This window comes from Paenibacillus kribbensis (genome assembly GCF_002240415.1).
In the GTDB taxonomy this organism is placed as follows: Bacteria; Bacillota; Bacilli; order Paenibacillales; family Paenibacillaceae; genus Paenibacillus; species Paenibacillus kribbensis.
On sequence record NZ_CP020028.1, the window covers coordinates 5442575 to 5457473 of the forward strand.

Here is a 14899-nt window from a genome sequence, read left to right on the forward strand (position 1 = left end):
ACCCAATAATTGCTTCACATGCAAGTCTATCTGAACCTATATTTCTCACCTTTTTATGTGAATATGCGCACATAATAAAAGCTTGCAATTCACTGCCGTATATCATATAATCATCTTTGTTTCCAATTAGCTGATGAATTAGCTTTTAATTGTACAAATTATTTTGCGCCCGTGGTCCAACGGATATGACGTAGGCCTCCGGAGCCTGAGATCGAGGTTCGATTCCTCGCGGGCGCGCCATTTTAAATGAACGCTTTAATGCTTCTATATCATCATTTTAACCAACAAGAGCCCTTTGCGCTCTTTTTTTTGACCATTAGTTTGACTTTCTTTGACTTTTTGTTTGAAATTGTTTATCATGTGGTTATTACGGTAACAGTTTATAAAGTAGGGGCATGTAATCGGCATGTCCACCAAATCCATTAACGATATTTAAGGGAGGTTTTTTGACGTGAGCTATGTTCCTATGGTAGTAGAGCAAAGTAACCGCGGCGAACGCGCCTATGACATTTATTCCAGACTGTTGAAGGATCGCATTATTTTGTTGGGCTCGGACGTCAATGACGTTGTAGCCAACTCTATTATTGCACAAATGCTGTTTTTGGCTGCCGAAGATCCTGAAAAAGATATTCACTTGTATATTAACAGTCCTGGCGGCTCCATTACAGCCGGTATGGCCATTTTCGATACGATGCAATACATTAAGCCTGACGTGTCTACGATTTGTGTAGGTATGGCAGCCTCCATGGGTGCGTTCTTGCTGAACGCTGGTGCCAAAGGCAAACGCTTTGCTTTGCCGAACAGTGAAATTATGATTCACCAACCATTGGGTGGTGCACAAGGTCAGGCAACGGATATCGAAATCCGCGCCCGCCGCATTCTGAAAATGCGTGACAAATTGAACCGCATTCTCGCAGATCGCACAGGTCAACCACTGGAACGCATTGAAAAAGACACAGACCGTGACTATTTCATGTCCGCTGATGATGCCAAGGAATACGGTATTATTGATAAAGTGCTAACTAGCTCCACTCCAGCAGGTATTTAAGAGAAGTTAGTACCTCGGAAAGCTAGAAATAAAAAAGCTGCCCTGGATATTCGTATCCGGTAGGCAGCTTTTTTGGTACTATTCATTTTATCCTGCCAAAGGCTTGCCGCCTTGAGGCAGCAGTTGAGCAAACGAGTAGGTGAACTCTGGAATTCCATACGCGTATGGTGCATACTCATATAAATCAAACACGATGGTTACTCCACTGTTGGTCACATAAAAATTTTGATCCGCCTTCAGCTCTTTAAATTTGTCAAAACCTTCGCCGCCCTGCAGCGCATCGACTTTTTTCTTCAAATCAGCATTGAGGAACTTTTTGTAGTTCGGATTTGCTTTCAATACGTTAGATAATTGCAGCAGTTTACCATCAGCGAGGGAGAATGTATATCCTTTACGTGCTGTCATACCGTGTGCGCCACCTAGATACGAGTAATCCTGCATAATCACACTCAAAATACCATCCTTGTTATAGGCAATCGCAAAATCATTCCAGAACTCATACGGTCTTTCTGTTGTAGCCTCTCCCTCAGCCACCATCTTTTTGCCTGCTGCCAATACTCCCTCCGCATGCTTTTTAAGCACACTGTTAATTGCCTGCTGAGCCTCAGGATTCAACTGACTGCCGCTGATTTGCGGGTACTTCACCTTGTAAGACACCTTCGCATTACTCGAAGCGGGAAGCGTTTGCGACGTAACGGTGATCGGATTTAGCTGGCTTTTACTCAACGTTACTGTTTTTTGGGCTGCATTCCACTGAGCATTGATACCCAGATAGTCTTTCAGGAGACTCATAGGAATGTATAACTTCCCACCGATCAGCTTGGCATCCATGTTGCGCGTGCCGATCCCATTAACGCTGACATAGGTATCCGGGGGAGAAGAAAAAGATCTAATAGAAAGTTTGTTGTACCCACTGCCTACAGTGTAGGTAGCCTCCTTGGCATCATAGCTCACTGGAATCCCTAGGCTGTCGCGCAGCGCTGCTACTGGAATCAGCGTACTTCCGTTTACCTGGACTCCTTTGGTCGACAATGTTTTGCCATTCCATTGAATAGAAATTCCTGGTTTCTGTGATGCCGCTTGCTGTTTGGTTGATGCTGCTTCAGTATAGGAAGCGGGAATAACTGCGACTCCTGCCAGAATTCCTGCTGCCAGCAGAGCAGAGCCCCATTTTTTCGTATGCTTGTTCATCATTAAGTATTCCTCCTATTATATCTCTGTATTAACTATGTGTTTTGATTACCTGTCTTATTATATCTATACCTCACTGTATGTAGTTTACAATCTGTATACGCCCTGATTTCAATCTATACACCTAACACCCCCTAGCTATGACAGACTCATTACAAAATGGTTTCGATATGAAAAAAAAGCCAGCAAGCTGACCTGCAGAAAGACAGGCCGCTTGTGGCTTCATTTAAAGATCTGTATTAGTTCATTTCGTATTGAGCCGACACCTGAACTTTTACCGTCACTTGGCCTGACTGAATCTCTGTTCCACTCCCTAAATCCAGCATCGATTTTGCCATTGCATTCTCACGTTGTGTAAAAATCTGAGCCTCTCCGCCATCTACCGTCACATTCACAAGCGACCCTAATCCGCGTTTAGCTGCCTTAGCTACAGCACTGGCTTTAGATTGAGCGTTGCCAAGCGCCTTGCCAATAGCCTCTTCTTCATACACGGAAGGATTTTCTACTGAAAATTGTACATTATCCACGTTGTTTGCCCCGGAATTTGTAGCCTCATCCAGCAGCTGGCCGATTTTGTCCAAATTGCGGTATTTGACGGAAAGTGTATGATTGGCAATGTAGCCTTTGAGCTTCTGTCCTTCTTTTTCGTTGTAGATATAGTTAGGCTGCACATAGAACTGGCTAGTCTGAATGTCGTCTGCGCTAATGCTCCATTTTTCTTTCAGCAATTGTGTAACCTTGTTTATTTTCGCAGCATTGGCTTTTTGGGCAGCGGCTGCTGTATTTCCCTCTGATTGCACACCGATGGAAAGATAAGCAATATCGGGCTTAACCAGTACTTCTCCGCTTCCATTCACATTGATCACGCTGTTTACCGTCGTGGCTGTGGATGCGGCATAAGCGCGATCTGCCCCTGTCCACAAGCCCCCAGCTACTCCCCCTGCCAATAATGCTCCTGCAAGAACTGCTGTGCTTATCGTTTTTGTCCAATGTCTCATCGTACCCAACCTCTTTCATGAAATGTTTGTACCTTTCAGACGGAAAAGACGAAAAAAGGTTGCAGTCAAGGGCTCACATTTTTAAAACAAGCATGAGATATAAATGATATGTAGCTTGGACCAATTCCAGATGTCCTATTCGCAAAACTAAAAAAGGGACTCGGCCCTTTTTATGGATATAAAAAAAGCCCCTAGGGGGCTTTTCACGAAAAGAGCGTATACCGTACTACAAAATAGACAGCCGCTTACTGATTTTCCAATTCCACCTTGCTAACCAGACTTACTAAAGCGTTTACAGCCTGTTCGGCGTCCGCGCCTTCAGCACTAATATAAATTTCAGTACCTGTACTGATGGCAAGACTCATAATACCCATGATGCTCTTGGCATTAACCTTCTTGTCTTCTTTTTCCACAAAAATTTCAGATGAATATTTATTCGCTTCCTGTACGAATAACGCAGCAGGTCTGGCGTGCAGTCCTGTTTTCAAGCGTACGACTACCGGATGTTTTGACATGTCAGCTTACCCCCTCATCAAATAAATCTGGACACTACTTACTCCATTTTATTTATCACATTATAACATTAACCCGGGACAGACACTAGAAAAAAAACTAATTAAACCGGCAAAAAGCCCCAAAGACATTCTTTTTTTACGGAATCAGGCCATTTTCTCCCCTGATTTTGTCCGCCATCTCGTCAATCTTGCGAAGACGGTGATTTACACCGGATTTACTGACGACCCCTTTGAGCATTTCCCCGACCTCTTTCAAGTTCAAATCAGGATGGGCCAGTCGGATTTCTGCCACTTCCCGCAGCTTGTCCGGCAAGGTCTCCAAACCAACTTCCCTCTCCAGCAGCTTGATGTTCTCAATTTGCCGGACCGCAGCGCCGATCGTTTTGTTCAAATTGGCTGTTTCGCAGTTGACAATGCGATTTACGGAGTTGCGCATATCGCGCATAATACGTACATCCTCAAATTTGAACAAGGCCTGATGCGCCCCAATGATGCTGAGCAGCTCAATGATCTTCTCGCCTTCCTTGATGTAGAGAATAAAGCCTTTTTTTCGCTCAATACAGCGGGCATTCAGATGAAACTCATTCGCTAGATCTACCAGTGCCTGACAATGCTCCTCATACATCGAGGAAATTTCAAGATGGTAAGACGATCCCTCCGGGTTGTTCACAGAGCCACCGGCCATAAAGGCCCCTCGCAGATAAGCCCGCTTACAACAGTTTTTCCGAATAATCTCCCGATTAATCCCGTCCGTGAACAAGAAGCCTTCAGACACGATGTACAAATCCTTCAACAGCTCTTGTACACCGTTAGGAATACGGACAATGTATACATTATTTTTTTTCAAGCGCATTTTTTTCCGTACAAGCAGTTCAATGTGAAGCTGAAAATGCTTTTTGATCAAGGAGTAAATCCGCCTTGCAATCGCGGCATTTTCTGTGGACACGTCCAATATCACCCTTTTATTCGACAGTTGTACGGATCCGAGCATACGTATAAGCGCAGATAGCTCCGCTTTTTCACAGCAGGGCTGGCTTTCAATCATCGTAAGCTCTTTTTTCGTTTGTGCCGCAAAGGACAAGGGACTCACCTCCTTCTTAATATCCAGTTTTGTACCAATTGGTAAATGTGCTGGCTCAGTTTGTCTGCATCATGCCGTAAATACGTGCGGAACAGAACTAACGTATCTGCCACCACTTTATATCCCCGGTCATTCAGTTCTCCCATGTCGACTTGGACTGGCTTGGCACCCTGCTCGGCATACATTTCCTGCACTTGAGGGGGGATTTCTCCGTTATTTACAATGACATAGTCGAAGAGATGGTGGCCTACATGATCGAAAATAGCCTGCAGATGATCTCCCACCGTATAGCCATCGGTTTCACCCGGCTGAGTCATGACATTGCAGACAAAAATTTTGATAGCGTCGGATTTCACGACAGCCTCAGCGAGCTTTGGAACGAGCAGATTGGGTAAAATACTGGTATACAAACTGCCGGGCCCAATCAGAATCGCATCGGCTTCATTAATGGCCTCTACAGCCTCAGGCAACGGCTCCACGTGAGTCGGTTCAAGAAAAACACGCTTGATTCTCTGACCCGCTTCCGGGATTTTGGACTCTCCGGTAATCACCGTGCCATCCTCCATTTCCGCACTCAAAACGACGCCCTCTTCGGCTGCCGGCAGTACACGTCCCCGGACAGCAAATACACGGCTAAGCTCACGCACCGCCGTCACAAAATCACCTGATATATCGGTCATCGCCGCCAAGATCAGATTGCCCAAACTATGGCCAGATAATCCCGATCCTGCGCCGAAACGGTATTTTAGCATATCTGACATCACTGGTTCTACGTCAGCCAAGGCAGTCAACACATTGCGAATGTCCCCTGGAGGGGGCATCTGCAGCTCACTTCGCAATATCCCGGAGCTTCCGCCATCGTCAGCGACTGTCACAATAGCCGTAATATCCAGCGGCTTTTGCTTCAAGCCCCGCAGCATGACAGACAAGCCGGTTCCCCCGCCCATAACAACAATACGCGGGCGCTCCCGTTGTGATCCGGTCTCTTTCATCATTTCACCTCATTAATGCCGGTCCCGGTCAGCATCCCGATGCGAAACAGAAACAGATTCTGTCTCGCTGGCACCCAGCATTTTTCCTAAATATTCCGATATTGCAACAGAACGATGCTTACCGCCGGTACAGCCAATACCGATAATAACCTGGCTCTTGCCTTCTTTACGGTATTGTGGGATCAAAAAATGTAACATATCCAGCAGCTTGGTCAGGAATGCCTGAGTCTCAGGCCATTTCATAACATAATCATACACATCGCTGTCCTGTCCCGTGTTGGGACGAAGATGGTCCACATAGTGAGGATTAGGCAGGAAGCGCACATCGAATACAAGATCGGCATCAATGGGAATACCATATTTAAAGCCAAAAGAAGTAATGTTCACGGAAAGCATACTGCTCTCCAGATGCGAAAATCTCGAAATGATCCGAGCCTTTAAGGTTGCGGGCTTCATCGTGCTTGTATCAATAACCTCAGAAGCGGAGCTTTTCAGTTCCTCCAGCATTTTACGTTCCAGGCGGATTCCGTCCAAAGGCATACCGTCTGGAGCAAGTGGATGACGTCGACGACTTTCCTTGTATCGTTGTACAAGAACGCCGTCATTGGCATTCAAGAATAGAATTTCACAATGAATCGTAAAATGATCTTTAATATAATTTAATGATTCCGATAAAGCAGTAAAAAATTCTCGTCCGCGCAAATCAATGACGAGTGCCACTTTACCTATTTTTCCGTTAGACTGCTCGATCAATTCGGCAAATTTGGGAATCAGCACAGGGGGCAAATTGTCGACGCAGAAGAAGCCCAAGTCTTCCAGGCTCTGCACCGCAATGGTCTTCCCTGCACCTGACATCCCCGTAATAATAATGAGCGTTGCCCACGGCGCAGCATTTTTTAGGTTGTCTGTCATATGGACTTCCCTCTCCTTTTGCTTCTTCGCTCTATGTGAGTACCCGTTATCAGCAACCTGTAGATCAGGAACGCAGCAGCAAGCCCGCAGCTCCTACGATACCCGCGTCATTACCCAGCAGTGCCGGGGCAATGGATACTCCTTGCTGAAGCGGCTCAGGTGCCAGCTTAGCGTATACGCGACGCATTTCTTCAAACAAGAAGTCGCCTGCTTTGGACACACCGCCGCCTACAATAAACAACTCCGGATTGAGCACCGCCGCCACGGCTGCCATCGATTTCCCCAAATAAAAAGCAGCCCGGTTTACGATACGCAATGCGACCTCATCACCAGCTTTGGCAGCATCAAATACTTCTTTGGCGGCAATTTGATCCTCCAGTGCCAGAGAGGTCCGATCACCACGCTCTACAGCGTCTTTGGCCATACGAATAATGCCTGTTGCGGAAGATACGGTCTCCAGACAACCCATTTTACCGCATCCACACTGAATGGCCTCCAAATCAGGCACTACGCTCATATGTCCAATTTCCCCGGCCATACCCGAGAAGCCTTGATATATTTTACCATTAATAATAATGCCGCCGCCAACACCTGTTCCCAGGGTATAGCATACGCAGTTTTCTATGCCTTTGCCTGCTCCGGCCCATGCTTCGCCAAGCGCAGCAACATTAGCATCATTGTCTATCTTTACCGGCTTGCCGATCCGTTCCTCCAAAATCGCACGAATCGGTACGTCACGAAAGCCAATATTGGGCGCGAGGACAATAACACCTTCGCGAACATTCGTAAACCCCGCAACACCCGCACCGACACCCTTTAGTTGATCCCACTCATAAGGAGATTGCTCAACAATGTGACGCACATATTTTTCGATATTGCTGACTACAACATCTACGCCCTTATCGGTTTCGGTTGGCCCCTCGTAAGTGTGCAAAAGCTGTCCGTTTTCATTACAAATGCCTACTTTAATCGCTGTACCGCCCAAATCGACACCCACATAGATACTTTCAGACATGTTTCAAGCCACCTTTATGTTTACTTAAAAACTTTGTATGAAACATATAAATAAAATCATGACTTCGTAATCGTGATCCTACGTTCCAACTATAATTGAAGCCCCCGTTACGGTCAAGGACACTTGCCTATTGAAAGATGTACGATTAGCGGAACTTTTGGCCTCAATGATCCACAAAAAGGAAAAAGCCTGTGCAAACGCAGCAGGCTTTCTCTTCCTGAACATCGGGGATCGCATATAACAGACTACCCTTACTCCATCCTAGCCATATTCTGAGCTATAAGCTGTCTTTATTGATCCAGTGTTTTGCTCCAGTCATGAACAGCGCTGCCCTCGAGATACTTCTCGCAGTCCATAGCCGCCATGCAGCCCGTACCCGCAGCCGTAATAGCTTGGCGGTAACGATTATCCTGCACATCTCCACACGCAAAAACGCCGGGGATGTTCGTTTCCGTCGTGCCTGGCTTTACTTGAATATAGCCGTGATCGTCTGTATGGATTTGACCGTTCAGGAAGCTTGTATTTGGTGTATGCCCGATCGCTACGAACACGCCATCCGCCTCAATCAGCTCATCCTGATTGTTTTCATTATTGTGTACCTTCAAGCCCTTCAATCCGGTTTCTCCCGTTACGACTTCCAGAGGAGTCCGGTTTAAGGCCCAGTGTACTTTTTCATTCTCACGTGCGCGGTCTTGCATAATTTTAGAAGCCCGCAGCTCATCACGACGATGAACCAGGGTTACACTGGAGGCAAACCGGGTCAAGAAGCCCGCTTCCTCCATCGCCGAATCACCGCCGCCGACCACAATGATCTTTTTCCCACGGAAAAAGAAGCCGTCACAGGTTGCACACGTGCTGACTCCGCGCCCTACATTGTCCTGCTCACCCGGAATGCCGAGATATTTGGCAGACGCGCCTGTAGCAATAATAACCGACTCCGCCTCAATGATGCCTTTACCCTCTACCTTCACTTTAAAAGGGCGCTTGCTGAGATCCACTTCCTCTACCCAGCCGGAAGTAAATTCAGCGCCAAAGCGTTCAGCCTGCTTGCGCATGTTATCCATCAATTCAGGCCCAAGGATACCTTGCTCAAAACCCGGGAAATTTTCAATTTCGGTCGTCGTGGTAAGCTGCCCGCCGGGCTGCATTCCCTCAATGATCAGCGGATTCATGTTAGCGCGCGCCAAATAAATAGCGGCCGTGTAGCCTGCGGGACCTGTACCAATAATTATGGATTTATACATACGTTTGTTGCCTCCTTTAAGTGATGTTTGGAGCAGGTCTCAGACCTGCTTTTTAAACGTGGAGAGCGGCTGCTTCAGCTTCTGCTTGATACCACACACACTGTCAATCTGGCGTGCATAGCGGCTTACAGTCGATACGGAAATACCATAGCGATCGGCTACTTCCTGATAGGTGACTGAATGATGATGCATTTTGGCTGTCAAATATTCCAGCGCCGCTGCCCATCCCTCGGTATGCTGAACCATCGGAACTTCCGGAGCAAGTCGATCCGAATACTCCAGCCAAAGCGATCTTAAATCGTGCTGCATGGCCGGATCTGACGGTTTACTCATGACGGTCAGCACCTTATCGAGCACTGCCTGCCATTGCGGATCGACCGGAGAAGCAGAACCATCGCCTTCGATTGTGCGGTAATCCCTTTCGGCTTCCAACCGCTCCATCTGTTCTGCTTGCGGAGCCATTTCCTGCACGCCATGCTCCTGATCCATCAGCTCTTGCAGGACCTGCAAGGCACGCTGTTTCAGCTCATCCTCCTGATCCGGATCTTCTACAAAGGACTCCAGTGCCTGGCGCACCTCATCATCACCGATCAGACTCAGCGCCTGAATGACTTGCAACTGAGTTGCCCGGTCTCCGTGGCGCAAAGCCCAGAAGAAGGATGACCGTATAAGCGGGTCCTTCTTCATGCTGTCAGGCACTTGCTCAGCACCGAACTTCTCCCACATGCGGAATTGCTCCTCAAAAGGGAGATGATAATGGTAGCTGAGCACTTGCAGCGGTGTACCCTCCTGCTGGAGCTCCTCCAGCCGGGACAGGAAAAAGCGCGGAACTTCTGAGGAAGCATCCTGCTTTTGCAAATGACTCCACAGCCGCCGGGCTTCCGCATATCTTCCCGTATTGCTGGCAGCTACCGCCGTGTAATGGTACAAGGAAGCGTCAGCACTGTTCTCTCCAGTGCCATGCAGCAACCTGCGGAAATGTCTGTAGGCCTCCTCATGGCGTCCAAGAATCCCCATGGTGGTCGCCAGCTTGAATACCTGCTCCTCCTGAAACGGGATGGTGACCGCCAAGGTTTGAACCAGGCGATCCAATTCGGGGCCGCCTCCCTCATGCTGATAAAAGATTGCCAGATTGCAGAGCGCGTGCAAATTCCCCGGCTCATCCTCCAGCACTCGAAGAATAACGGTTTTGGCATTTTGGAACAATCCCATGTAGTAATAGGCCAATGCCAAATTATTACGCGCAGCGAACATATCGGGCTGTTCCTCCGAAATTTGCTTGAGCAATTGAGCTGCCTGCGCGAATTTCCCTTCCTCCAGCAGGACGCGGGCCTGATCATGCTCGACCACTCCCTGCCGGGCCTTAATGCGGTTCAGCTTGGTTGGACGGTCCAGCTCATAATAGAGCAGTTCCATCATTTCCTCGGCTTCATCAAGAAACTGCCCTTCCTCGTCCTCCTCCAGGTACGTGACCAAGGCTTTCTCCGCTTCTTCAAATTGCTCCATATTAGCGTAATTATTCGCCATATAGAAATAACACTCTGTCATAGACGGATCTACGTCGCTCAGAACAGAGGACAGGATCTCATTCGAGCCTGCATAATCCCCCATCTCTGATAATATACCCGCCATATTGCAATGATTCACCGGATTATCCGGTTCATATTCAACGGCTTTACGAAAATATTTCAATGCCTTGTCATAATGATTGCGATCAAGCGAGCGCACAGCTTTCTCAAAAAAGAAAGATGCGTCGAAACGCAAAGCAATAATCTTAGGGCTAAGTTGTTCCGATGCTCGCAGATGTTTCCCTTTCATAAATAACCAAGGCACCTCCTTTAAATGTAACTGGCATGTTCATACCCTCCAGTATACCACAACTTCAAAACGACTTGACAGTCAGTTGTGTCCCATTCCAAAAAACGGATGATGTTTGTTTTTCAATAAACACGTACCGCTAGACACGTGCAAGGGGATGCGCCAATAGCCGAGCGCGTTTTCCTCTTCAGAAGGCAGCGTTCGGCTAGTTGCTAGATATATATTTAGACCAAATCAACACGAAAATTAAAGTGTCAGCGGCACCAACGCACGTTCACGATGCTGAAATACCGCAAGCTCGCGATAGCCGACTTCATATAGGAGAGCGCGCGCCTTCTCCAAATGCTCGGACAGCTTCGCCGGATCATGGGCATCCGAGCCGACGGTCAGCGGGATGCCTAGCGATAAAGCCGCCTCCAGCATGCGGCGACTCGGGAACATCTCCGCACAGGGCTTGGATAGCCCTGATGCATTCAGCTCCATCGCCCGACCGCTGCGGGCAACGGCTGAGAGTGCGGAGCGCTCCAGTTCACGCAACTCCTCCTCTTCCTCCGGCTTCGGATGATGGCCGAAGCGCTTAATGACATCCAAATGGCCCATGATGTCATATAAGCCGGTAGCTGCCGCCTTGGAAACCGCATCGTAATACGTGCGGTATACCTCCAGCACATTTTTGCCCTCCCAATGGTGTACCTGACGGAAGTCCGTGACATCCCATTCACCTAGGAAGTGGACGGAGCCAATCACATAATCCCATGGATACGCGGTGATCATATCTTCAATTTCTCGTTCCCAGCCCTCAATGTAGTCGCCTTCCAGGCCGACACGAATGTCAATTTGGTCTTTATAGCGTTCCTTCAGCTCCAGACACTCTTCTACATATCGGGGCAGCTCCTCCATTGGCATCGCCATTTCCGGGTAATAGTCAGCTGGTTTTACATGCAGCAGCGGCATGTGATCCGATAAACCGAGCTGATCCAGACCCAGCCGAATCCCCTGCTGCACATACTCCTCCAGGCTTCCTATCGCGTGACCGCACCGGGCATGATGCGTGTGATAGTCAATTTTCATGCGGCCCTCGCCCCTTTCTGCACCATAAGACCCATTTTAATCACGACGAGGACGCTCATGACGACGATTCAGCTCAGCCAGCACATCATCCAGTGGCAGCTTGCGCTCTTGCAGCAGCACCAGCAGATGATAAATTAAATCGCTGACCTCCAGACGCAGCTCCTCATTATCTTTATTTTTGGCGGCAATGATCGTCTCGGAAGCTTCCTCGCCAACCTTTTTCAGGATTTTGTCTACGCCTTTATCAAAAAGATAGGTCGTGTAGGCTCCTTCGGGGCGTGTCTCTTCGCGCTCCTTAATGATCGCCTCCAATTGGGCAAGCACCTCAAAGCGGTTTGCCGCAGCGTTGGCCGTTCCACCCGTCTCTACCTCCTCTGCTTGCCCCGCCGCTGCATTGCCAGTGGCAGATACGAGAGCCGTTCCCGGAGCAGAAATCTCACGGGAAAAGCAGCTCGTCGCTCCTGTATGACAGGCAGGACCGTTCGGAATGACACGCACAAGCAGAGCATCACCGTCACAATCCAGCTGGATGGAGGTGATTTTTTGCGTATTGCCGGAGGTTGCCCCCTTATGCCACAGCTCCTGTCTGGAACGAGACCAAAACCAGGTCTCTCCCAATTCCAGAGACAGCTTCAGCGACTCGCGGTTCATATAAGCCAGGGTCAGCACCTGAAGCGTAGCATCATCCTGTACAATGGCTGAGACAAGTCCCGCTTCATTCCAGCGGATATTATCCAATATCTGCTCCAGAGATAGCTGCTCGTTTAATTCATTGCTCATCGTATCTCCACTCCTCTGCGCTTCAAATCCCGTTTTAGCTTAGGGATTCCTATTTCTTTATAGTGAAAAATCGTGGCCGCCAGTCCAGCATCCGCCTTGCCCACCGTAAACACGTCATAAAAATGTTCCTGCTTGCCAGCTCCACCGGAAGCAATGACCGGAATCCCCACTGCATCCGACACCGCAGCCGTGAGTGGGAGGTCAAATCCATCCTTGGTTCCGTCCGCATTCATGCTAGTCAGCAGAATTTCTCCAGCCCCCAGCTGTTCAGCCTCCTTGGCCCAGGCCAAAGCGCGGATACCGGATGGCGTGCGACCTCCGTGCGTATATACTTCCCACTCGCCCCACGCCTCATTGTACTTGGCGTCAATTGCAACAACGATGCATTGCGAGCCAAAGCTGCGCGCACCCTCCGCGATTAGCTGAGGGTTACGGACAGCCGCCGTATTCACGCCAATTTTATCGGCCCCGGCACGCAGAATGCGTTTCATATCATCGACATGGGATATGCCGCCGCCGACCGTGAAGGGAATGGAAATTTCTCCGGCCGTCTGGCGAACGACCGCTTCCATGGTGGCACGACCTTCAACCGACGCGGAAATATCCAGAAATACAATTTCGTCCGCCCCTTCCCGGTCATACAGCGCCGCCAGCTCTACCGGATCGCCCGCATCGCGTAGATTCACAAAATTGACGCCCTTAACCACCCTGCCATCCTTTACATCCAGACAGGGAATAATACGTTTAGCCAGCATGCTTACTCCCCCTATGCCCTTGCTACAGCTTGTACGGCGGCCTGTAAATCAATGCTTCCTGTGTACAATGCCTTACCCACAATGGCACCGCCTACACCTTCTTGTGCATACGCGCTCAGTGTGATCAGATCATCCATCTGACTGACACCTCCGGAAGCAATAACGGTACGTCCGCTGCTTTTCGCAAGTGCTACGATCGCCTCCACATTCGGGCCCTGCATCATTCCATCGCGGGAAATGTCTGTAAAGATGAACGTCTCCGCCCCCTTGGCGGCCAGCTCAGCAGCCAGTTCATCCGCGCGTACCTCCGAGGTTTCGAGCCACCCGCGCGTGGCTACATAGCCATTTCGTGCATCCAGACCGATAGCGATCCGATCACCGTAGGCAGCTAATACCGCTTCGGTAAAGGCACGGTCCTCAATCGCCGCCGTGCCCAAAATCACACGGCTCACGCCTAACGACAACAATCGCTCTACGTGCTCGCGTGTTCGCAAGCCGCCACCCACCTGTACTGGCACCTGTACTGCAGAAGCGATGCGCCCGATTAATTCATCGTTCACCGGGTGGCCCGCTTTAGCACCGTCCAGATCAACCAAATGAATGTAGGAGCCGCCCTTACGCTCCCATTCTCGGGCTACCTCTACCGGATTTTCGTTGTATATCGTCTCCTGGTTGTAATCCCCCTGTACCAACCGTACACATTTGCCATCGCGAATATCAATCGCCGGATATATCGTGAACAAAGCATGACCCCCTTGTGAGCTATTCCACATTCATATGCCTTACATCAATCAACGCCCAAAGACAGCCGTACCACCCTCCCGCAAGACTGAAGACTGATGAGTAGTTACGCTCGCTTTGCCGCCTCCGCCAGCTCCAAGAACTGACGAAGCAGCTGCATGCCCATTTCCCCACTCTTCTCCGGATGGAACTGCATGCCATATACATGGCCTCTGCCAACGATAGCCGTTACGGGCCCGCCGTAGTCAGTCACCGCCAGCAGGTCCGTCTCAACCTCAGGCTTTGCATGATAGGAGTGTACAAAATACACATGCCCTTCCTCCAAGCCCTGCAACAACGGGTGATCCGGCTGTGTCATACGCAGACGATTCCAGCCCATATGCGGCACCTTAACGCCCCTATCGGGAGCAAAACGAACAACCTCGCCCGGTAAAATATTAAGCCCTTCATGACTGCCATATTCTTCACCACGAGTGAACAACAGCTGCATGCCTAGGCAAACACCGAGCAGCGGTTGTCCAACGCTCGCCACCTCCTGGATAATCCGATCCAATCCACTGGAACGCAAATGCTCCATAGCATCTCCGAATGCCCCAACACCCGGCAGAATCACACCGCTGGAGGAACGAATCACCTGGGCATCTCCTGTGACTACAGCCTCATATCCAAGACGCTCAACCGCCTTGCTCACACTATGCAGATTGCCTCTGCCGTAATCCACAATAGCAATGGACATAG

At 49.2% G+C, this 14899-nt stretch carries 15 protein-coding genes and 1 tRNA gene; 2 read left to right on the plus strand and 14 right to left on the minus strand.

The window, feature by feature from the left end; genetic code table 11:
• Positions 1-165 precede the first annotated feature (165 nt).
• Together B4V02_RS24300 and clpP are read left to right on the plus strand one after the other, a co-directional pair.
• A tRNA-Arg gene (locus B4V02_RS24300) sits at positions 166-240 on the plus strand.
• A gap of 211 nt (positions 241-451) precedes the next feature.
• Positions 452-1048: an ATP-dependent Clp endopeptidase proteolytic subunit ClpP gene (clpP, locus tag B4V02_RS24305; RefSeq protein WP_094156758.1), complete on the plus strand. Its 597-nt coding sequence runs from the start codon at positions 452-454 to the stop codon at positions 1046-1048.
• Between the two features lie 87 nt (positions 1049-1135).
• Here clpP and B4V02_RS24310 read toward each other — a convergent pair whose 3' ends face one another.
• From B4V02_RS24310 to hisH, 14 genes are all read right to left on the minus strand, one after another.
• Positions 1136-2239 carry a PdaC/SigV domain-containing protein gene (locus tag B4V02_RS24310; RefSeq protein ID WP_094157082.1) on the minus strand — a complete coding sequence of 368 codons (1104 nt, stop codon included), beginning with the start codon at positions 2237-2239 and terminating at the stop codon, positions 1136-1138.
• Between the two features lie 239 nt (positions 2240-2478).
• Positions 2479-3237: an SIMPL domain-containing protein gene (locus tag B4V02_RS24315; protein WP_094156759.1), complete on the minus strand. Its 759-nt coding sequence runs from the start codon at positions 3235-3237 to the stop codon at positions 2479-2481.
• A gap of 245 nt (positions 3238-3482) precedes the next feature.
• A complete protein-coding gene (locus tag B4V02_RS24320; protein ID WP_007428150.1) occupies positions 3483-3752 on the minus strand; it encodes an HPr family phosphocarrier protein in 270 nt (89 codons plus the stop codon).
• Positions 3753-3888: 136 nt separating this feature from the next.
• Positions 3889-4833, minus strand: coding sequence for a DNA-binding protein WhiA (whiA, locus tag B4V02_RS24325; protein WP_007428149.1), 945 nt, complete (start codon positions 4831-4833; stop codon positions 3889-3891).
• Between the two features lie 5 nt (positions 4834-4838).
• Complete coding sequence (locus B4V02_RS24330; RefSeq protein ID WP_007428148.1) at positions 4839-5825, minus strand: gluconeogenesis factor YvcK family protein; 987 nt, start codon at positions 5823-5825, stop codon at positions 4839-4841.
• A 12-nt stretch (positions 5826-5837) separates the two neighbouring features.
• On the minus strand, positions 5838-6737 hold the full coding sequence (gene rapZ / locus B4V02_RS24335) for an RNase adapter RapZ (protein ID WP_007428147.1): 900 nt from the start codon (positions 6735-6737) through the stop codon (positions 5838-5840).
• A 64-nt stretch (positions 6738-6801) separates the two neighbouring features.
• Positions 6802-7752 carry an ROK family glucokinase gene (locus B4V02_RS24340; protein WP_094156760.1) on the minus strand — a complete coding sequence of 317 codons (951 nt, stop codon included), beginning with the start codon at positions 7750-7752 and terminating at the stop codon, positions 6802-6804.
• A gap of 290 nt (positions 7753-8042) precedes the next feature.
• A complete protein-coding gene (gene trxB, locus B4V02_RS24345) occupies positions 8043-8996 on the minus strand; it encodes a thioredoxin-disulfide reductase (protein WP_094156761.1) in 954 nt (317 codons plus the stop codon).
• 39 nt (positions 8997-9035) lie between these two features.
• Positions 9036-10814: a tetratricopeptide repeat protein gene (locus B4V02_RS24350; protein ID WP_094156762.1), complete on the minus strand. Its 1779-nt coding sequence runs from the start codon at positions 10812-10814 to the stop codon at positions 9036-9038.
• A 246-nt stretch (positions 10815-11060) separates the two neighbouring features.
• Entirely contained in the window at positions 11061-11885 is an 825-nt protein-coding gene (gene hisJ / locus B4V02_RS24355; RefSeq protein ID WP_094156763.1) for a histidinol-phosphatase HisJ, read from the minus strand.
• A 36-nt stretch (positions 11886-11921) separates the two neighbouring features.
• The gene (gene hisIE / locus B4V02_RS24360; RefSeq protein ID WP_094156764.1) at positions 11922-12665 is read right to left on the minus strand and encodes a bifunctional phosphoribosyl-AMP cyclohydrolase/phosphoribosyl-ATP diphosphatase HisIE; all 744 of its coding nucleotides are present in this window, start codon (positions 12663-12665) and stop codon (positions 11922-11924) included.
• Entirely contained in the window at positions 12662-13420 is a 759-nt protein-coding gene (hisF, locus tag B4V02_RS24365; RefSeq protein ID WP_094156765.1) for an imidazole glycerol phosphate synthase subunit HisF, read from the minus strand. Before hisF ends, hisIE begins: the two co-directional genes overlap by 4 nt.
• A gap of 11 nt (positions 13421-13431) precedes the next feature.
• Complete coding sequence (gene hisA, locus B4V02_RS24370; protein WP_094156766.1) at positions 13432-14163, minus strand: 1-(5-phosphoribosyl)-5-[(5-phosphoribosylamino)methylideneamino]imidazole-4-carboxamide isomerase; 732 nt, start codon at positions 14161-14163, stop codon at positions 13432-13434.
• Between the two features lie 104 nt (positions 14164-14267).
• On the minus strand, positions 14268-14897 hold the full coding sequence (hisH, locus tag B4V02_RS24375) for an imidazole glycerol phosphate synthase subunit HisH (RefSeq protein WP_094156767.1): 630 nt from the start codon (positions 14895-14897) through the stop codon (positions 14268-14270).
• Positions 14898-14899 lie beyond the last annotated feature (2 nt).